The following is a 21,064-nucleotide window of genomic DNA, read 5'->3' on the forward strand; positions in this document are numbered from 1 at the left end:
GATACAGTTCTTGATCGGACTGCCGTTTATATGTACCGGTTGAGAGTATAACAATTATTATGGAATTATGTTTATTTATCAGAAAGAAGGTATTACCATGAAAAAACACATTTTTCCAAACGTGGATCATTTGATAAGTGAAGTAATCTCACTGGCAGATTCCTCTTTCCCATATTTTCAGGAAGTTAATATTGTAGCTGAATATGAACGCCTTTGTTCTATTTTAAATGCGATCGTGAAAAATAGCGATTACCAGCTCTGCAATATCAAACTAAGCGACTCCCATGTTGATGGATATAGAGACGAATACATACTTTCTTTATCTGATAAAAAGATCTGGTGTCAGGAAGCAAAAAATGATAAAGGATATTTATGGGTGGATGGAATCATAACCTATGTACATTCCGATTGCAGCAGTGCATTCGTGATAAAGAACAAGGGGCAGCCAATGATTGAATTTGAATTTTCCCAAGAAGAAGAAAGGTAATCCTATGAAATTAGATTACGGAACACTTATCAGTATATCGCCTTTGGAGCTAAAAAACGGATTGAGCATCCGTTCCCCTAAGTTAAAGGAAATTGCAGCGCTCACATTCCCGGCTTACCAATCCTACTTAGGGGTTTTATTGCTGGACATTGAATCTTATTACAGCAGTATGGATAAAAACATGACTGACTACTTTTCAAACTATTCTCACCAAGAGAAACAGACGATCTTACAAATTCGAGAAGAATATGAAGGATTATCCGAAGAGGAAAAAGATGGCATAATGCCAATCGATATTTTTTCCTTTGATGGAAAGCTTTTAAACGATATTGCAGATTCACTGTCCTTTTTCCTAGAATGTCAACTGCAATATTCCCATGAACACAAGGGATTTATTCAAACCACCGGGAAAGAAACCTTCTGCTCTATATCAAGAGATATTTACACTCTTGTCGTAACACTTATTTTACAAAGAAATGGAATCTTTCCCTCTCAGACAGAATTGGAAAAGCCAAAATTCAAAAGTGAACTTGCAAGAAAACTCTTCTATCGTACCAAAGAGGCAGAGTCGAAAAGAGAAAAAGGTAAAAATACCAATGCAAGCATGGACCTGCCCAATATCTTATCTGCCGTTGCTGCAAGGCACCCTTCCCTTAACATGTTAAACATATGGGATATTACTATTTATCAGCTATACGATCAATTTAAACGGCTGCAAAACAACACACTGTATGATATTCAATCCATGTCAGTGGCCGCTTGGGGAGATGGTAAAAACAATTTCGATCCAGCCCAATGGTACAAAAACCTTAACAACGAAAATTAAGATTTGCAAAATTGCAGATCTTTTTTTTATATTACAAAAAACAGGAGGAATTTATTATGACAAACATGAACAAAGCCAACAGAACTTGCTGTGACGTGGATATCCGTGTATTAAAAACACTGGCTCCATATCTCTTTTTTGAGGATGCAAATGTAACTACATTTGGTTTTACAGCAGATGAAACCTACGCTACCAGCAAGGGTGCGAAAAAGATTGCTTTCTCTAATCCAATGGATGGCACGATGACAATCGAAGCTCAGGTGAAACCATTTAAGCTTTATGCTTTATTATCTGATGGTGTCATCGAAACATCTGCTGTTATTGCAGAAAGAAAGACCATTTCCTGTACCACTGCAGGGGAACTCACTCTTCCAGAAGGCGTAAAAGCTGGTTCCGTATTTGTATACGAAGAAGGAGATTTCGGTGGTAAGGCTGTAAAGGGCGCTGTAGAAGGTAATAAATTTGCTGCTACTGACATTTTAACTGGCAAAGCTTATGAAGTAGGATACTTAATCGCCAAAGAATCCGGCGTTCAGAAGATCAGCTTTAACAACAAGAAGAATCCGCTGGATTACTATATCACTATGAAAACAGTAGAAAAAGATGAAAGCGGCGTAATCACACCATATGTCATCACCGGCTACAAATGTAAGCCTAAGAAAGCTTTAGACTTAAGCTTCTCTTCCAGCGGTGACGCAGCTACTGTAAAGATTGAATTTGCCTGCTTAGAAGATAGGGATGGCAATGTTGCTGACATGGTAGAGTACATGGAAGCGGAAGCATAAGCGTTCCGATTCAAGATTAAATCAAGGTATAACCGATTGTAGTTTGTGTTATTTATAACACTTAGGGAATAACGAATCCGCTACAATCGTTATTCCCTATTTTTTTCCCATTGCATAAAGGAGACGTTATGAAATTTTATTCGTTAGAAGAAGCGAAATCTGTTTATGGTGAGGATTCCCTGATTCCTATCTCCTCCTTAAAACAGATTATATTTTACTGTTCCAATGGGCTGCAGCCCGAGTTTATCTGGGAATCAGAACGACAGGAAGGAAAGATTGTCGCCTGGTTCCACAAAGCCAAAAGCGAGCTCATCTACAAACGATGGCAGGAAAACAAAGCGTAACACGATTGTATCTCACCTTATCTCCCACTTATATATAGAAGAGGAAAATCTATGGCAGACAAAGATTCGATATTAAAACTTACTGCTGCTTTGGAAAAAGAAAAGAGTACAAAGCAGTTAAATCAGGATATTAAAAACATGGAGAAAACCATCAACCAACTTCATCTGATGGCAAAACTCTATCAAGGGGAAAGCAAAAATAAATTAAATGCTTCCATAAAAGAACTGGAAAAGAAAGTAGATGTCATCCGCTTAAAAGCGGAAATTGACAATAAAAAGTTAAAAGCAGACTTAGACCATGCATTAAGCAATGTATCATTAAAAGAGATAAAAATCAGCGAACAGGGTCTTAAAGTCTCGGCTATGAAAATCGCCCAGAGTTTAAACTCCGTTTTATCAAAATATACGATATTACCAAAAATTGATTTAAAGCCTGAAGGGATGAAAAAGGACCTTACTGGTATTCAAAGTAAAGTAAACACAGTGACTACAGCCTTTGGACTTGCAAAAATGGGAGTCGTTAAATTTAGGCAGTCCATGGTAACCCTAAAAGAAATTTCTACTATCTTAAACGATATTTCAAAAGCTGCTGGAATGAGTCGAGAAGAAATCAAGAAATTAGGAAAAGATTCCTTTCAATCTGCTAGTGCTTATGGAACCTCCGCCAAAGATTATCTCTTAAGTGTTCTTTCCATGGCAAAAAGCGGGTATGGCTCTATCTCCAAGGAGTTGAGTGAATTGTCCCTCCTAGCCCAGTCTCTGGGATCTATTTCCGCAGCGGCTGCGGACAGCTTTATCAAATCTATGGATACTGCCTACCAATACAGCGGTAGCGTAGAGAAATTGACCAGGGCACTTGAGGGTGTTATTTCTGTGTCAATGCAAAGCAAGATACCCCTTCTAGACCTTACCGCTGCTATGGAATCCAATGCCATATCTGCTGCAAAGGCAGGCATTGGAATTGATCAGCTTACTGCTGCAGAAGCGACTCTGATTGCTTCATCTGGACAGACAGGAGTTGCTGTAAGCCAATCGTTTCAATCCGTTTTAGAACAGATGGATCGTATAAATCAGTCATCTGGGCAGCTTACAGAACCAATCAAACGCTTGGAAGAAATGGCAAAAGCCTACGCTTCTATTTCCAGCAAGAAAGATGTTTCTTTGTTTGGGGATATTGATGGCCAGGAGATGACAAACCCGATAAAGGTATTGTTAGAACAATGGAGTCTTTATGAACAGCTTCTTGCTAATTATTCTAACGGTAGTCAGGCAGCTATGGCAGCAGCAATTGCTTCTGCTTCCACTTGGGAAAGCCAACTTGTTTCTCTTCAGAATTCCTGGAATTCATTTATTTACTCTCTGACCAGTCAAAATCAATCAGCGGGTATGGGATTGTTTCTGGAGCAAACGCTTGTTAGCGTTGAGGCGCTGGAGGAAAACATTAAACGAATACCTCAGATGTTGGATGGTATTAATGGAATAACTCCAAATGTAGATAATAAATCCTTAAAAACGGATTCATCAAGATCCCCTATTTCCTTTGATCTAAAATCCATATTAGAACCTGCTAATAATCTTCTTGATTTTTCAAAATCAGTTGATGCGTTGGAAGAGGGTTTAATCAAGGGGGAATATGGACTTAATTCATTTTCTGCTTCTGTTGCAAGAAACCATGTAACATTAAATGATTACTTGGCAACATGTACGAAAAAAGCACCAGCTTCGTTAAGCGGGTATAAAGCTCACTTAGAAAAAACAGGAGTAGAAACAGATCTCTTAAGATCAAAAACTATATTACTTAATGCAGCCATGTCTGGTATTGTTGCTATTGCAATGCAGGTTTTATCTATGGCTGTCTCCGCCATAGGTCAAGCTATTTATGATCATTACCATCAAGTAGAAATTGCAGAAAAAGCTCTAGCTGATGCTGAACAAAAGTTAGAAGACTCTAATTCAAGAATATCTTCAATTAATGACAAACTGAAAGAAACATCAGATCGACTTAATGAATTAAATTCAAAGGGTAAACTAACTTTTGTTGAGCAAGAGGAAGTTGATAAACTAAAAACATATAATGAGGAATTGAATCGACAGCTCCTGGCTGAAAAAGCTATCAAAGAGTTTAATAAAGAGAACGAAAGAAAAAAAACATTAGATTACTTTAGTGCGGAGACGCAATATGACGAATACAATGGTTTTACCTCTTCTCTGCCTAATCGAGCTGGAGCACCTGTTTCTCAAGCAAAAATTTTTAGTAGATCTGGTACTGTATTAGATAAGACTTCAAGTGAACTAGCAGAGATAGAACGATTAAAATCAGAGCTTAAAGGTAAAAAAGCAGAAGTAGATGGTATCAAAGTATCAGATCCCAAAGGATACAAATGGGATATAAAATATATAAATACGGATAAAGAACGAGTTATACTAGAAGGTCGGATTAAAGAGTTAGAAACCACGCTAGCAGAGGAAATTCCAAAAATCACTGAAAAACTTTATAATTTAGATTCTGAAAATGATAAAGATTCCATTAGCAAAATAAAAAATATTCTTAATACATATATCCGACAATCTCCAAATATTTCTCCTGAAGAAAAGTTTAATAATATATGGAATTCCGAAGAATTTTCCAATTCAAAAAATTCACTAACTTCCCAAATCGAGACAGGTAATTTTATTGGAATCAAACCTATTTTTGATACTAATTTTCAAAAGCTTGCAAGTGAAACTGGCTTAGGCTATGCAGAAACATATCAGAAGGTCATATCCTCGGCAAAGCAACAAATTAATGATGAAATGAATAATAACTTTATAAATTCATTCTCAGAACTTCCTATTAACGAAATTAAAGATTACATTAATCAACTTGATAGCGGTGATCTTAACGAAACAACAATTACTTCCTTCGAGAACTTAAATAAAATAATTCAGTCTACAGGTGTAAGTTCATCTAGTGCTATAGAAAATATAAAGAACTTTTCTAAAAATATAGATTTCACTCCAGAATTAGAAGCCAATATGGAAAAGGCTGCTGATGTAGTTAATTCAATAAATCAAGAATTTCTAAATACAGGTAAAATCAGCTCTTCTAGTCTAAAATCAATGGCTGACCAGTTTCCAGCCATGCAAAGTAACATAGAAGCATATAAAAACGGATTGTCCAGTTCAGAAAAACTACGTAATCAATTATTAGCAGTATACGAGGATGACGCAGAATCTTTTCAACTTAACATGGTTAACAAGCTTAGTGATAATGAATCTTTTTATGATAACGTAAGAAAGAACAATCAAAGTTTATTCGTAGACCTAGCTATAGCATATGGAGACGATTTAAAGAACTGGAAAAATCTCATGAATGCAAAAGCCAGGATGAAGCTTGCTTTAGAAAAGACTCTTTCTGGTATGTGGACTGGTAAAACTGGAGAAGCCGGTTCTTATGGTTCTTTTGAAAACAACATAAAAGAGGGAAAAGATGGTCAAGTAACTGTAATTTCAGATGATCCTACCGCAATATACGAAAAGGGATTTCAAAATATAGAGACAGAGGCTGACAAATACAATAAGTTCGTTAGACAATTGAATGATGCTTCAAAAGCCGAAATAACTATACCCGAAATAACAAACTCTAAATTTGGGGGAAAAGCATCATCTTCACCCCAAAATACATCTTCTGTTCAAAAACAAAAATTTGATTGGGCCGATCGCTATGATAAATACCAGGATGATAAGAGGAGTAAATTAAAAGACGCTGCCTCCAACACCTACATCGATTATCTAGGCATATCCGAAGACGATTTTAAAAATGGCAAGGAAATCTTAGAAAATGAAGCCCCAAACATAGAACAGTTAGAAGAACTAAAAAACATGGCTGAGAAATCAGGGCTATCCATCAATGATCTGACCCGCACATTAACAAGCGGAACCTGGACCGCCTCCCGCCAAAGCGCTTTGCAGCAGTTAGTGGAACACGATAAAGCCGCGCTGGAAGAGCAAAAAAAAGTAATTGATCAATACAAGACTCAATATGACACTGCTCTCTCCAAAATTGATTCCAAGTACATAAGTAAAATTGAGACTGGAGAGCTATCCACCGATAATCTTTCTGGAGCGGAGGCCGAAAACGTCCAGGCTGCCATTGCTGCATACGACAAGCTAAAAGCCTCAAAAGACAAACAAATTGATCTACAAAAGAATTATACTGAAAGCTTTATGGAAAGCTACGAAAACCAGGCAGCCGCCGTAAAGGCTGAAAACGAAGAACTAAAAGCCTCAAGTTCACTTATTGAAAAGCAAATTTCCTACATGAAAACAGCCGGTGAACTAATAGACGCCTCCATTTATAACAAGCTAATCGAGCAGTCCCAAAAGCAGGAAGCAAACAATCAACGACTGATAGAAATCAAACGAAAAGAAATGCAGGATTTACGGGATCAAAAACTAAATTCCGATAATTCCGAAACATATCGCAAACTTGATCAGGAGGTCCGTGAATTAGAATCCTCTACTCTCGATTTAAAAAAATCTCAGGAAGAATACAATTTCCAGCTTCTAAAAATGCCAATCGAGCATATGGAGACAGTTGCTGGAATGTATAAGAACATCCAGTCTTCCATGGAAAATTGGAACAGTGAACTGGAAGCTTCCGGGAAAAAAGCAGACAGCAGCTATTATCAAAAATTAATTTCAAATGGCTTCACCTTAATGGATCAATACCAAAAACAGGTTGGACTTATCGAAGATGTCATGAATGAATATGATGCCGGCACTGACAATTGGAACGAGTTATACGGCAAACTTCAAAATGTGAACTCCGAAATGTCCTCAATGGTTCAAAATCTCCACAAATGGAACGAAGCACTTCTAAAAATGCCCCTGGAAAAAATCACCGCTAACTCATCGGATCTCCAAAAGCTATTAAGCGGCTTGGAATCCGTAAAAGGGGAATACGATACCGTAATCAGTGCGATAACAGGCGCCATTAACGATCAGGTCAAAGCTATTAATGAACAAAAAGAGGCAGTCAATGAAGAATACGAAGCCTCGAAAAAATCATTACAAGACAAGCTAGACCTATTAAACAAACAAAACGAAAAGCTCAAATTACAGCAAAGATACGAACAATCGTTGTATGATCTTCAAAAGGCCAATCGACAAGCCACAGAAAAGGTCATTCGAGATGGGCAGGTGGTCTACGAACAGGATGCCGATAAGCTCCGACAAGCCAAAGAAGCGGTTCAGGATGCTAAGTTTAGCCTGGAAGCCGATGAGCTTAAAACTCAGATAGACAGCCTCCAAGAAACCCTTAACGGACTAAACGATAAATACCAGGACCAACTAGATTCCTTACAGAAAATTTCTGACAAATGGTCCGAGATTAACAGTAAAATCTCTCAAGCCCAGAATGAGTCAAAGGCCAACGAAGTTCTTGGAAACGGCTGGAAAGAGAAAATATTATCCGGCGATGATGCAAAGCTCTTTCAAAATTTCACGCAGATGTATTCAGGTATTTCGGTACAAATACTACAGTATAAAGAGCAACTGGATACTACCAATCAGATATCTACTCTCCTTGAGAGCTACATTTCCTCCTACAAAGATGGAACCTTAAGCTATACTCAAGCACTAACTGGAATCAATGACCTCTTGTCCCAGCTCAATCAAAAAATGCCTGCTGCCGAAGGCCTTCAAAATCTGTACGATTATTACGGCGCTATTAAAGGGACTGCTGCCAACGGTGACAGCATTTTATCCGGAATTCAGAAAAGCTTAGCCGCCACTGCCGGGGACCTTATGAAATCTCTGGAGCAGTATAACAAAAATTACGGTGCTATCTCCGAATATACCTCCAGCTGGCAGCAACTAACGGACAATGTAGCATCTATGCTTCGTGTATTAAAAGAAGTTCGTGATAATCTAGAGTCTACGGAAGACGATGATGACGACGACAAAGAGCATTCCAATGGTGAACCATATATAGGTGGAGATTGGGTAAGCGGAGGACCGGGTGATCACAGTAGCAAAAATGTAGGCCCCTACAAAAGCGGCATACAAAACGGACTGGTAGGTAACAGCACCCCTTTTAACCGAGAGGCAAATATGAAGCTCTTAGGTCTTAAAAAACTGGAGCCAGATGAATTTCCCGCAATCCTTCATAAAAATGAAGCTGTTTTCAACTCCGACCAGCAGGATACCCTTCTATCCAACCTGGGGCAAGCCTGGAACTATACACCATTTGCTTCATCATTTCTCGCAGACACATCAAAAGGTACAGGACAGACCACTACCAATTTTGAATTTGGTGATATCCACATTGAGTCATGCAACAATGCAGATGAACTGGCTCAAGGCATCTTAAACGGTGGTCTAAGAAATGCTATGATTCAGCATACAGGAAAGCGTTAGTAGTGACGGCGAAAACGGAAAGGAGGTGAACTCAATTGAACCTACAAGATGTCTATAAAAAGCTGGTAGATGACATTCATTACTTATTTACGAGCGCAACAGAAACTATGAAATTTGACCGTACATTCCGTGCCAAGGTGATTGGCCCCGCCTCCAAAGGAAAATACATTATTTCCTATAAGAATAGAACTCTCACTGCCAGGTGCGGCCGTAGCCTTCAGCCAAACGATACTATTTGGGTCTGTGCTCCCTGTAATGACTGGAATTCCTTATTTATTAGGTTGACAGAACCACAAGAGAGTTCCTGACCAAAAGCTGGAACTGGCTAAACCATTTCAAATAAGAAAAGGAGCTAAACATGTATGCAACCATTCACCCAATAGAACCATTTGACTCGTCAATTGGAACTGACATTCATTTTTCCTGGCAGGGGAATCAGATCTATAAAGCCAGATGCCTCATAAAAGAAAATGCCTCTGGAACAACCGTATATGACAAAATCATTAGCACCATGAAGCAAAGCTATTCTCTTCCAGCAGATTCCGAGCTTAAAAATGGCGGCTATTACGTAGCCTATCTATCCGTCTTTGATATAGACGGCAAAGAGTCCACTCTGCAAAGCGTAGGAACTCCATTTTACTGCTACGAAACGCCGGAATTCAAATTGTCCGTGAATCCTGGTGATGTTTTAAAATCATCTGCCTATCAAACTGGACTTATCTATACCCAAAAGCAGAATGAACCCTTAAATTCCTTTTGTATCACGCTCTACACCTACCAGAAAACAGAGCTGCAGACCTCTGGCGATCTATACGATACCAGTCAATTAGAGTATCTGATTTCAGGTCTTGAAAATGCAAAACAGTACTACATAAGAGCAACAGGAAAAACCCTTCACAACATGAATCTGGATACCGGATATATTTTATTTACGGTATCCTATACCCAAGCTCAGATTTTCAATCCTCTAGAGCTAAACAATAGAGCGGAACACGGTGCCATTGAAATTAAAAGCAATATTATTTCCACCATTGGCATCCCGGAAAAAGATATCATTTACATTGACAATGAGTTTGCCGACTTAAGAGAAAATTTCGTTACTTATGATATTGGCTTCGAAGTAAATGGAGACTTTACCAAAGCATTTCGCTTCCACCGACCGGTACCCAATGCTAAAATCATCCATTTTACCAATAAAGATCAATGCCATGTAAACATTTATTACAGGGAAGGTAATTATTCAGACTCTGGAGGTGAGAAAGCTTTCTTTGAACTGGAGGCAGTCTCTTTGGGCAGCAAATATATTCTCTTTAGCAAATACCTTCCACTCCCCAAGGATACCCAACAATTTGTGCTCTGCACCAACCGAATCGGCGGCTATTACGAAATCAGAGCTGAATTGGTAAATAAATAGAAAGGCGGTGATATTATGTTTTTAGGAAGCTGTTTTGCCTCAAGCAAGGAATCCCTGGCCTCATCACCAGCCTCATCTTCTGACATTTCCGACTTAACCATAGCCTCAGCCATCTATGATGAAATCTTTGCTACGGAAAAAGTGATCGAGCTGTCAGGAGTAGATCAGACATTTCCTTCTGTCTGGGGCTTTGATACCCGGCTTCACGCCCTGTTTCAGGGAAACCTCTACGGTGGTAACGTAAGTTTTACAGAAAGCATCGTAGAATCCATACGAATTAAAAAGAGGGTAAAAGGCGATAAAAAGTTTAAGACTATTTATGAAAAGCCCATTCGTTCCAATGAAGATTTTAAAATTGAACTTATGGATTACTATGAACCAGTGGGCACGGTGGAATACGCCTACGTACCAATCATTTCCGGCGGTGAAAATAATTATATTACAAACCGAGTAGAATCCTGGTTCGACTCCTATTTCATCTGCGAAAAGGATATCTCATATCCTATGGTTCTGGACACAAGATTTGATAAAAAGCTAACCCAGCGCACCAACCTGATTGAGCTTCTGGGAAGAGAAAAACCTGTAGTATTAAAGGGTGGTAAAATCCGATATTTTTCCGGCGATCTATCCTGTACCTTTATTGAATTAAATGAGGATGGCTGGCAGACTCATTCTTCCTGGGAATATCGGAATGGAATCTATGATTTCCTTACTAACAGTCAGCCAAAGATTTTAAAAGATTTTCTGGGAAATGTCTACATGGTGGCTGTCACAAGCAATGATATTACAGAAGAATCCGATCATTATGAGCACGTAACCACAAAATTTAGCGTAGCTGAATGCGGCAGTGCCTATGATGCCGGGGATCTTTATGACAACGGCTTTATAAACGCCGACATTGACAGGTAGGTGAAACAATGGCATATGAAGTAACTCAAAAAGACTTAGACCTGTTAAAGCAAGGCACCCAGGAGATTTATTTAAAGGTAGAGTTAATGGATTCCACATTTAAAACACTAGATTCCCTAGAAGGACAAATCATAAATGACAGCTACAGCCAGGACAGCGAATCCATACAACGCAGAAGCTACCAGTTTGATCTGGTGGTATTAAACTCTTCCTTCATTATCGGGAAAGATAAAAAAATATGGTTGGACAAACGCCTGAGAGTCTTCTACGGAATCAAATCTGTGAAGACAAAAGAAATTATCTGGTATCAATTGGGAGTATTTTGCTATCTGAGCATGAAATACTCCTTTTCTAATACCGAAAAAAAGTTATCCGTCTCCTGCGGGGACCTGATGTCCTTATACGATGGCACTTTAAACGGTCATCTAAACGGATACGGCTCCTCCAACAACGCCCCGGACTATGCCGTCCAAAATCTTACCATACCTGCTGGAGAGGACATCCGCGCTTCCGTCATCGCAACTATGAAAGAGTCCAGAATTGAAAAGTATATTGTTGAGGACATTGGAAAACCAATTCCCTATGACTTAACCTTTGCGACTGGAAGCACATACGCAGATATCTGGCAAATGATCCGGGATCTATACGATTCCTGGGAATTTTATTTTGATGCAGACGGAACCTTTATCTGGCGACAGATCCCCACCTGCCTGGAAGACCCGGTCATTCTAAATGATACGGTCATGCAGAACATCGTAGTAAGTGAAAATGCTGATTCCAAATTTGACGGAATCTTTAATGTTACTGAAGTATGGGGCAAGGTCTTGACATTGGAGCAGGAAGACCGATACGCGGATATCTCAAGCTACACCAACAATACGTATGGGATCAATCTCAGTATGTACACAGCCTGGGACAGCGTAGATAACCTGACTCAATTGGCATTTAAGGTAAGCGATGACAATCTTGCTGCTCCAAAGTTTATAATCAACAGCTTCTCTCCCACCATTCCTATCTATGACGGTGATGGGAACCCATTAAAACCAGGGGCATTAAAGAAAAATAACATTTATGTCTTTCGATACCGGCGTCTCTCACCAGATCAGAATGCCCTGTTTCTCTTAGGACAGTTTCAGTGCTATGGAAGGTACGTGGAAGAATCACCAGATTGTCCATACTCAGTAAAAAATATAGGTTATGAAATTTCACAGTCAATGGATTACGGAAATTTAAGTGACGATGCCGCCTGTTATAATCAGGCCGAATATCTGACCTATAAATCAACTGCCATGTTGGATACCATAAACTTAAGTACCTTAGTGATCCCCTGGTTAGAAGTAAACACAAAACTCGAATACACTCCCAGATACAACAAGGAAACCAACCAGTATATTGTTAAAAATCTAAGCTGGTCAACCGGTGACGGAACAATGAGTATGACTCTTTATAAGTTTTTAGAGAGCTATTCTTATGTATATGGGAGAAAAAAGAAAGGAGCTAATTAAGTGAGCTATTCAGAATACCCACAAAGTAAATTTCCAGAAATAATATGCGACCTGCCAAACATGCAGGATGCGTCTTCTACTCTTCGTCCCATCATTGATCAATATAATGAGGCATGGATGAATAATGATACGGATAAAATGACTGCATTGATAAAGCAGTATCCCAATTTAACAAAATCATTATTTAATGCAGATAAATTCAATGTCCTGCTGGACGGAGTAAAAGCAACACAGAAGTTTTTTAAAGATGAAGTCGATGAAATGGTTCTTACAGTTGCTCAGAAAACTGTGGGAATCAACGATTCCGCAGAAGGGGAAGACAAAAAAAGAAATGCTTACTCCGCCAAAAAAACGGATTATTTAACCGGTGTTACGATTGCAAATAATGTGGAAATACCGGTAAGTGCATGGGGTGAGAATTTAACTTATACTTATTCATCTGATAAGATTCTGGAAAATGACAGAGTAAATGTATTTTTTAACTCTGACAGTATGTTCCATGCTGCGAAAGCATTTATTGTTGTGAAAGAAAATACAGGCGAAGGGAACTTTGTTTTAAAAGCAAATAAGTTACCCAAAAGTACTTTGACAATTAGAGAAATCGAGGTGATGAGAAAAGATGGCTAGATATGGTGTAACAAACGTCGCCGGCGGAGGTGGGATTGGATCCGATGAGGTCTCCGCTACTAAGGAATATATATTAAATGGCAAAACTTATGTAGGCTCTGATACCAATGATGAGATTGGTACTGGAACAATGGATAATAATGGAGCTACGGGGAATCAGAGTTTAAATGCCGGTGGTTCCTTTAGCGTGAAGAAGGGATACCATGCTCAGGATTTTTCGGTTAATGCTAATAATTTATTAAGTCAGACTTCGGCTACTGCCGCCTTCAATGAAATTGTAAATGGAAAGACAGCTTGGGTTAATGGAAATAAAGTTACAGGCACAATGTCTGTGCAAAGTATTTTGTCTTTTAGTTGTGCCCCCTATTCAACAAACCAAATTATATTTACATGGCGAAATCCTACTTCTGGTCCATTTTCAGGAGTGATAATTGTCGGAAGTACAGGGGGCTATCCTGCAAATATTTCAGATGGTACAAGATATTATAAAGGATTTGGAAATAATACAAATTCTTCTGGGGTCTCTAATATAGTAATTGGTGGTTTTAGTCTAGGTATAACTTACTATTTTAGAGCGTTTAGCTACTCTACTGTAAACAATCAAGAATGGATTGATAATTCCACAAGAATGTCAACAATTACTATTAATTTGGCAAGTCAGATCATTACTACTAGTACTATTTGGACTGTTCCATCAAATGTGTATACAGTACAAGTCTTTTTAGTTGGAGGAGGAGGTTCTGGAGGAAATGTTTCAAATTACTCAGGGGCATGGGGTGGTGGCGGAGGGGGTTATACTAATACTGGTACAGTTCTAGTAACTCCTGGTAGTCAAATTAATGTAATAATAGGTGCAGGTGGTATCGGCCATTGGTCTAACTCAACCTCCGGGTCAGCTACATATTTTGGAAACTATTTATCTGCGGCTGGTGGATCCATGTCCTGGGGCAATGGTGGAAATGGCGGATCCGGTGGGGGTGGAGGGTCTAATAATGGTTACTCTACCTATGGAAGGCCATATGCTGGAGATGGCGGATCTGATGGCCGAAACGGTACAGATTCCCAAGGCTATACTGGAGGCAAAGGACAAGGCAGCACTACTAGATCATTTGGAGAAGGAAACGGTACGCTATATGCTGGCGGCGGTGGCGGTGGCGGTGGCTTTCGTGGGGGAGGAGCAACTGGTTCCTCTGGTGGCGCTGGTGGTTCTGGCGGCGGTAAAGGTGGTGACTGGTCAAGAAATAGCGAAAATGGTTTGTCCGGTTCACCTAACTCTGGTGGTGGCGGCGGTGGTGGTGGCGGTCATGCAACTGACGATGACTACCGATACGCTTACGGAGGAAATGGTAGTTCAGGCATATGTATAATAAGGTATACAAATTAAGGAGACAAATTATGCAAGAAATCAAATATGCTTTAATACAAGAAAATCAAATAAAAAATATTTTCTTATGTGAGAATTATGAATTAGCAAACCAATTAGCAAAAGCATCTTTCGGTAATGATGCTTTTGCTGTAGATACGACAGATTACTTAACAAGCATAGGAAATAAATTTATAAATGGAAAGTTTTATTATCTTAATGAAAACGGAAATCAAGAAGAAGCAATATATTTACCCTCTGAAAAAGTAATAATAGATGAATTACACGTGAAATTAATAAAATCTCAACTAGCATTAACAGATAGCTACGAAGACAAAATGTCACTAGAAAACAAAATACTAAAATTACAGCAAACTATTGCTAACCTTTATGAAAAGATGGAGGAAACAAACTAATGATTACACCTATCACATACATTTACGCTGATTTAATAGAAACTAGCTTAAAAACAGGTATTAATTACAAATCAATTAATGAAGTGCCTGAAAAAATCAAATCAGAAGTAAAAGAATTATTATTAAAAAGGAATATTGAGGTATAAATAAAACCTACTTTAATACTGCTGAAAGTATTTACCATAAAAAATAGTAACATCATCAGAATATTTTTTAAGATAGGTATATTGAAACTTCTTTTCCAAAGAAAATAAAAAGCTAATCGATAAAAAAGATATGTATTACTTATTTGTATATTCACAGAATAGCGGTAGTATATCCGAGATATTTACGGGAGTATGTGAACAAATGTACCTGTTGACAAATAAACTCTAAGTTCTATGTTGGTTAACTTTATGGTCATTTCACTTCAAATAAGACTGGTAATGCACGGTACCTATACCGCTTTTACCAGTCTTTTAAGATTTAATGCAGTTACTGATAAGAGGCATTCTTCCGTTGCTTTATGAATGCCCCTTTTTTTAATCTTTTTCAATTTATGTTCTCGTTTTAACACGGAAAACGTTCCTTCCGACCATACCTGATTACTCTGTCTGCCCATCATAAAAACAGCCTCCCCATATTTTTATAGAAATATTATATCATTAGGAAGGCCATTTTTGCTACTTTGTCAACAAGTCCACTTTGAAACAGTCTCTGTATCTAAGAAAGAAGGCTTAAATACAGTATTTTCTTCTTAATATGATCAAATGATATAATTAAATCAAAAACTGATCTATAACCAATCATTCTATCCTTTTAAAAATATTAACCAGAAATATAAATTGAATCTGCAGCACCTTGTTTTCCCCGACTTTCTCTCGCCGCACTATTCCATGCATTATTATAAATACCCCAAAGTTCAGATTCACGGGCATTTTCCTCTTTTGTTCCAAAGGAAGTCCAGCCGCTATTAGAATAAGTGGCTACCATTTCGCCATTACTATCGTAAAATTCAGCGTAAGACAAGTCATTTCCTTCTTTATTATATTTAACAGTCCCAAGTAAATAATCGAGCAAATTAAAGGTTTTAGGTTCAGGGTTGTTGTTTTTATATATTGCTCTTAAGCCTTCTGAAATCATATTTTTTCTGTCAGGAGAAACGACAGAAACATAGCTTTTTACCAAACTTCTAAACCCTGCGGATTCTGACTGAAATTTTCCAGCTTCCTGATCTTTCTTTGCTTGTTCAATTATGGCTGCCCTATATTTATCATCGCTCATTGCTGGTGCTGTTTTTGTATTTAAATGAAAATCGGTATAATCAGGTAATTGCACATTACCCCGTTTCTCCGTTCCGGAAAGCAGGTGGCTTTGTGCAAAGGGGTTGTCGTTTCCGATGCGCATCTCTATATACTCCTTACTATCTAATTTAATTTCAGACTTCCATATGGGCTGGTCATATGAAAATCTTTAATATAATGCTTATCTGTTCAAATTACAAAAAATTATAAAGAATCGTCCCAATAAATTGTAATATAAGGACTGGAGTATGTTTTACCACCAACGTCTAGTATCATACCATTCACAATAGCACCGCTTAAGCAAGTGCAGTTAAATGAAATTGTATAAGTTCCATTCGCTCTTGAAGCTAAAAACCCGCTTGTTTTCAAAGTTGTATTACCCGCACCGCCCCACGTTACTTTCTCCGATGCGCTCCTATTACTGCTCGTCAGTGTCAAATAATTGGTCAGCATCCCACCGGCATAATATTTTATGAAGCCCGGATTCACCTCAAGCTTCGTGATTACAGCATTTGTCGGCAGACCTGAAACTATAAATACAACTTCACTGGAATTACCGGTTTGTCCTGTTTTTAACGCAATGCTCATGGTACCTGAAGAAGTCACCTTCTTGCTTCCCGTTGCAGCATATGTAGCGTTCGTTGTTGTAAAGACCATTGTCAATATTAATACGGCACTGAACATCAATTTTAAAAACTTGTTTCTACTCATAAAAATACCCCCTATTCTAAAATTGTTAGAAAATATCAGCAACCAGCCTGCTGCATTTCTTATAATATTTATCGGATATTTCAGGGGATTACTAAGACTTTTCTCGGATTTTTTCATTTTTACACATAAATAACTGAATACTTCCAATTCGTAAGCCATCTTATCTTCTAAACTTCATTCCAACCTGAGAGCCACATATCCTGACCTAAACCAGAAGAACGATTTATCCTATTACAATTCTTTTATATTTTAACATAACTAAGTGTCAGTTCCTTCTGCGCTTCCACGTGCAGTACCAGGATTTTTCTTTCCTCACTGAACGTGAATTTAAGCTTTGTATTCAAAGGCGTCTCATAGTGCCAAATGCAAGCTGTCAATTCTTCATCATTCCACTCTCCATAGCAGACAGCCCTATAATAGGATTCGGAAGTCCAGAATTGCTTTGCTGTTTCCACCCACTTTTTTTGTATAAAGCGAACCACATATAAAGGTTGAGAGCTTTCCTCGTTATAAAGCGCAAGAAGACACTCGCCATTTTCAAAATCAAAATCGATCTTATTTATCTTGAACTCATCCTCAACTACAGCGTCTTTGGTAAGACGGTAAGACGCCCGAAAGGTCGGATAGGGTTGGGCATTTTCGTTCACCTGCAGATGTGTCTGGCTGGTCTCAAACTCAACCAATTTATTATAATCACTATTTTGTAGCAGAGCAGTTTCACCTCCAACCCAGGGAAGGAGGTCACTCCATATCAACTTCATAAATTTTCCCATATCAACGTTACTGGTCACGGCAATGACACAGTTATGATCAGGTATGACAATACAGTATTGCCCGTACATCCCGTCTCCACGGTACACTCCATCGGGCACACACCTCCAGAACTGGTAGCCATATCCCTGCGCCCAATCGCTATCTGCCTCATCTCCATTATTCATTTGTTTGGAGGATGCTTCCTCTATCCATGCTTCTGGAACGAGCTGAACTCCATTGAAATTCCCTTTTTGCAGAAGCATTTGCCCAAAAACAGCGATGTCTTCTGTTTTGATATTCAAACCAAATCCACCATAGTTGATTCCTAATTTATCTTCCTCCCAAATGGGGTCAATTCCCAGAGGTTCAAACAATCTCGGCATGAGGTAATCCACAAGCTTTTGCCCCGTAAGCCTTGTGATTATTGCAGAACACATATATGTGCCGAGGGTATTGTAGAAAAAAGCGCTTCCTGGTTCATTTTTCACATGGGAGCTTAAAAATCCTAGAACGTTATTAGAATTTTCATCATTCCATACCCAGTTTTCATAAGTCATACCTGTTCCCATTGTAAGGAGGTTTTTTACCGTCATTTTCTTGATTTTTTCGTCAACCTTCTCGCCCAGTTCTTTCATTTCAACTTCAAATATGTCAGCAATCAGTGTATCTGTTGTCACTAAACCTTCCTTCACTGCCAAACCAATTGCAATTGAAGTAAAACTCTTACTTAAGGAAAATAATTGATGCCTGTACTGCGGTGCATATGGCTTCCACCAACAATCAGCGATATTTTTACCGTTCTTAAGTAGCATAAACGAATGAAGCTCAAATCCCTGTTTGTTTACCTTGTTTAAAAAATCCAGAATTGCTGAGGAAGAGATTCCCTGTGATTCTGGAGTTGCTTTTTCAAATCTCATACCGTACCTCCTAAATTATTTTATAATTATTATTAAAATATTTTTATAATAAGACCATTTTGTATTTAATATCATTCTATGACAAATTGCAAAACAATTCAATTGAATCTTAATTATTCATCAATCAATATATTATGTCATAAATCAGGTCTGGTCAAATAATCACTGTTTCAAATTAATTATAAGATTTCCATACTTATTCGAGAACTGCTGCAAATACTCTATAGAAGAAATTTCCCCCGCTCCCTACTCGTACTGTATCTAGTAAATACTTGTTTTGTCGTTGCCCGATATTAATTCAGCATTATATAAATTCCATTATAACTAAATTCCTCCCTCAAACCCCCGATCCACATCCCTCACAATCCCACCATCAATCATCCCAATCTCCGCCATATTCCCAAGCACCTTCATCGCTTCCCCATGAGACATCCCCTTCCGATAAGGCCTCTCCTCCGTAAGTGCCTGATATATATCAAGACATCCCATCAGCCGCGAATTAAAATCAAGCTCATCTCCAGTCTTCCCAAACGGATAACCTTTCCCATTCAACTTTTCATGATGATTGGCTGCCCACTCAGTAATATCCTCGAACCCACTAATCGTCTCAAGTGCAACCCTGGTATAATACACATGCTTTTTCACAATCTTGAATTCCTTATCCGTAAGCGCCCTGGGGCAATCCAGAATGCTGTTAGGAACCGCTAACTTTCCAAGATCATGCAAATCAGCTGCAATCACCAGCTTTGTCTTTTCCTCACTATCCTTCCCATAATAATCCGCCATTGCTGCTGCCTTTTCTGCAAGCCCACTGGAATGACGCTTTGTGAAATGAGACTTGGAGTCAATGATTCTAGAAAAGATCTTAGTAATTTTATGTATTTCCTCTAAGGATAGGTGACAATCAAAAACTGGTATCTCTTCCGAAATAGCTTTACCTATAGTATCATCCGTGAGTTTATCCCAGATAGAAGAATCAACCGCCATTGTACGAAGCGCAATCCCCAAATCCTTAGAGAACATTTTGCCATCCATTTCTTTGATCCATTGTAACAATACTTCCTTCCAATCCCCTTTTTCACCCGGCTGATACCTATCCTCAAACCCATCCGCCGCTGCAATAATCTGAGAAATCAAAGGAATATCATTTCCACTTAATCCAAAGAACCCACTTCCATTATACCTTTCATGATGATAAAGAATCACATTTTCGGGATTAGTGAGAAATGGATAGTCCTTAATATTCTTCTCCCCAATCACACAATGAGCCTTTGACCGTTCAAAATCGTTAACTGAAAAATCACCATCTCCAGGTAAAACTTCATATAAACTAGACTCACTCAATCCATTATCATGCAACATAGCCAGGGCTGCTGTATCATAAAGCTCCTCTTTTGATAATCCAAGTTCTCTTCCAAGATACAAAGCAATAAATGCAGTTCTCTTCCCATGATTAGACTGTTTTCCCAATCTGTCCATCTCTACAAAATCTAGTGCAAAAGAAACTGAGATCAAAAAATTATTCAAGCTAAATTTCATTCATATAATCCTCTCTTTCGTATATTATGTCTCAATTAAAAAGTCAAAAAGGATGTGATACATAAGTAAAAATCCATATAACCACAATTCTAAGCATCAAAAAACACATTGTCAATCCTTTCCAGTTAAACAATGCACAAAGACTATCTATCCCCAATCTCCAACCCCTTTTTTTTATATCCTCCTCCTCATCTTCAGATACAGAAGATAATTCAAAAGACAGATATCAAAACAAGAATAGACCCTAACACACAATAAAATCATTACTTTCTACTTATTTTCTTTCCCCACAAAAAAACACCTACAGAAATCATTCCCGGTAAGAACTCCCAACCAGAAACAATCCTGTAAGTGTTTATTTTATACTACCAATCCGACGAGCAACTTTGCCTAGAGAATTCCTTATCTCCTGCATCTTAATACTCAAGTTCATGCAATTTTCTTTCTCCGTTCAGGTTAACAATTCCTGCCTGGAATTCAGGTCTCTTAATTTCTTTTGCTCTAACTCCCCAGACATTCAGACCCATGCCCAAAGCAAAAAGGCCGATAAATACAATAAGCTGCGAGAGTTGATTCCTGTTTGCCAGGATACTAAAAATCCCATAGGTTGCAATTAAAGTAATCGGAATACCCAAAACAAAATAAGGAAATTTTCTGATCATTCTATTCTCCCCCTCGTATTATTTTATAATTTAATTATATCATAAATGGATGTTAAAATATGTTAATTTTCCTCTATTGAAACATCTTATCATCAAAAAAGAACCGCTAAAAACAGATAAACCT

The 21,064-nt window shown here is 38.3% G+C and carries 19 protein-coding genes; 13 read left to right on the plus strand and 6 right to left on the minus strand.

All coding sequences use genetic code 11. From position 1 onward, the window contains the following. Positions 1-97 precede the first annotated feature (97 nt). The 13 genes from BET01_RS09615 (at position 98) to BET01_RS21565 (ending at position 15,221) form a co-directional block, all read left to right on the plus strand. Positions 98-487, plus strand: a complete 390-nt coding sequence (locus BET01_RS09615; protein ID WP_120196588.1) for a hypothetical protein — start codon at positions 98-100, stop codon at positions 485-487. 4 nt (positions 488-491) lie between these two features. Next, complete coding sequence (locus tag BET01_RS09620) at positions 492-1,313, plus strand: hypothetical protein (protein ID WP_147422805.1); 822 nt, start codon at positions 492-494, stop codon at positions 1,311-1,313. A 56-nt stretch (positions 1,314-1,369) separates the two neighbouring features. Beyond that, positions 1,370-2,098 carry a hypothetical protein gene (locus BET01_RS09625; protein ID WP_120196590.1) on the plus strand — a complete coding sequence of 243 codons (729 nt, stop codon included), beginning with the start codon at positions 1,370-1,372 and terminating at the stop codon, positions 2,096-2,098. A 128-nt stretch (positions 2,099-2,226) separates the two neighbouring features. Further along, on the plus strand, positions 2,227-2,442 hold the full coding sequence (locus BET01_RS09630) for a hypothetical protein (RefSeq protein WP_120196591.1): 216 nt from the start codon (positions 2,227-2,229) through the stop codon (positions 2,440-2,442). 51 nt (positions 2,443-2,493) lie between these two features. Then, on the plus strand, positions 2,494-8,841 hold the full coding sequence (locus tag BET01_RS09635; RefSeq protein ID WP_120196592.1) for a hypothetical protein: 6,348 nt from the start codon (positions 2,494-2,496) through the stop codon (positions 8,839-8,841). Between the two features lie 35 nt (positions 8,842-8,876). Further along, complete coding sequence (locus BET01_RS09640) at positions 8,877-9,149, plus strand: hypothetical protein (RefSeq protein WP_120196593.1); 273 nt, start codon at positions 8,877-8,879, stop codon at positions 9,147-9,149. Positions 9,150-9,199: 50 nt separating this feature from the next. Continuing rightward, positions 9,200-10,255, plus strand: coding sequence for a hypothetical protein (locus BET01_RS09645; protein WP_120196594.1), 1,056 nt, complete (start codon positions 9,200-9,202; stop codon positions 10,253-10,255). Positions 10,256-10,270: 15 nt separating this feature from the next. Further along, a complete protein-coding gene (locus BET01_RS09650) occupies positions 10,271-11,164 on the plus strand; it encodes a hypothetical protein (RefSeq protein WP_120196595.1) in 894 nt (297 codons plus the stop codon). A gap of 8 nt (positions 11,165-11,172) precedes the next feature. Continuing rightward, a complete protein-coding gene (locus BET01_RS09655; RefSeq protein WP_120196596.1) occupies positions 11,173-12,669 on the plus strand; it encodes a DUF5048 domain-containing protein in 1,497 nt (498 codons plus the stop codon). Then, positions 12,670-13,296, plus strand: coding sequence for a hypothetical protein (locus tag BET01_RS09660; RefSeq protein ID WP_120196597.1), 627 nt, complete (start codon positions 12,670-12,672; stop codon positions 13,294-13,296). After that, entirely contained in the window at positions 13,289-14,680 is a 1,392-nt protein-coding gene (locus BET01_RS21560; RefSeq protein WP_158585021.1) for a glycine-rich domain-containing protein, read from the plus strand. The genes BET01_RS09660 and BET01_RS21560 overlap by 8 nt, the downstream gene beginning before the upstream one ends. Positions 14,681-14,691: 11 nt before the next feature. Next, complete coding sequence (locus tag BET01_RS09670; RefSeq protein WP_120196598.1) at positions 14,692-15,075, plus strand: hypothetical protein; 384 nt, start codon at positions 14,692-14,694, stop codon at positions 15,073-15,075. Further along, entirely contained in the window at positions 15,075-15,221 is a 147-nt protein-coding gene (locus BET01_RS21565) for a hypothetical protein (protein WP_158585022.1), read from the plus strand. The genes BET01_RS09670 and BET01_RS21565 overlap by 1 nt, the downstream gene beginning before the upstream one ends. Positions 15,222-15,511: 290 nt before the next feature. On the opposite strand, the gene BET01_RS09675 is transcribed toward BET01_RS21565, so the two are convergent. The 6 genes from BET01_RS09675 to BET01_RS09700 form a co-directional block, all read right to left on the minus strand. Beyond that, positions 15,512-15,679, minus strand: a complete 168-nt coding sequence (locus BET01_RS09675) for a transposase (RefSeq protein WP_243117174.1) — start codon at positions 15,677-15,679, stop codon at positions 15,512-15,514. A 203-nt stretch (positions 15,680-15,882) separates the two neighbouring features. Next, the gene (locus BET01_RS09680; protein ID WP_120196599.1) at positions 15,883-16,461 is read right to left on the minus strand and encodes a hypothetical protein; all 579 of its coding nucleotides are present in this window, start codon (positions 16,459-16,461) and stop codon (positions 15,883-15,885) included. 101 nt (positions 16,462-16,562) lie between these two features. Then, complete coding sequence (locus tag BET01_RS09685; protein WP_243117175.1) at positions 16,563-17,228, minus strand: hypothetical protein; 666 nt, start codon at positions 17,226-17,228, stop codon at positions 16,563-16,565. 83 nt (positions 17,229-17,311) lie between these two features. Next, positions 17,312-18,739 (minus strand): serine hydrolase domain-containing protein, encoded by a 1,428-nt coding sequence (locus tag BET01_RS09690; RefSeq protein ID WP_120196600.1) that lies wholly within the window; start codon positions 18,737-18,739, stop codon positions 17,312-17,314. Positions 18,740-19,063: 324 nt separating this feature from the next. Further along, positions 19,064-20,278: an HD-GYP domain-containing protein gene (locus BET01_RS09695; protein ID WP_120196601.1), complete on the minus strand. Its 1,215-nt coding sequence runs from the start codon at positions 20,276-20,278 to the stop codon at positions 19,064-19,066. A gap of 416 nt (positions 20,279-20,694) precedes the next feature. Beyond that, complete coding sequence (locus BET01_RS09700; protein ID WP_120196602.1) at positions 20,695-20,940, minus strand: hypothetical protein; 246 nt, start codon at positions 20,938-20,940, stop codon at positions 20,695-20,697. Positions 20,941-21,064: the final 124 nt, after the last annotated feature.

The sequence above is a fragment of the Lacrimispora algidixylanolytica genome, from assembly GCF_003609635.1.
GTDB classification, from domain to species: domain Bacteria; phylum Bacillota; class Clostridia; order Lachnospirales; family Lachnospiraceae; genus Lacrimispora; species Lacrimispora algidixylanolytica.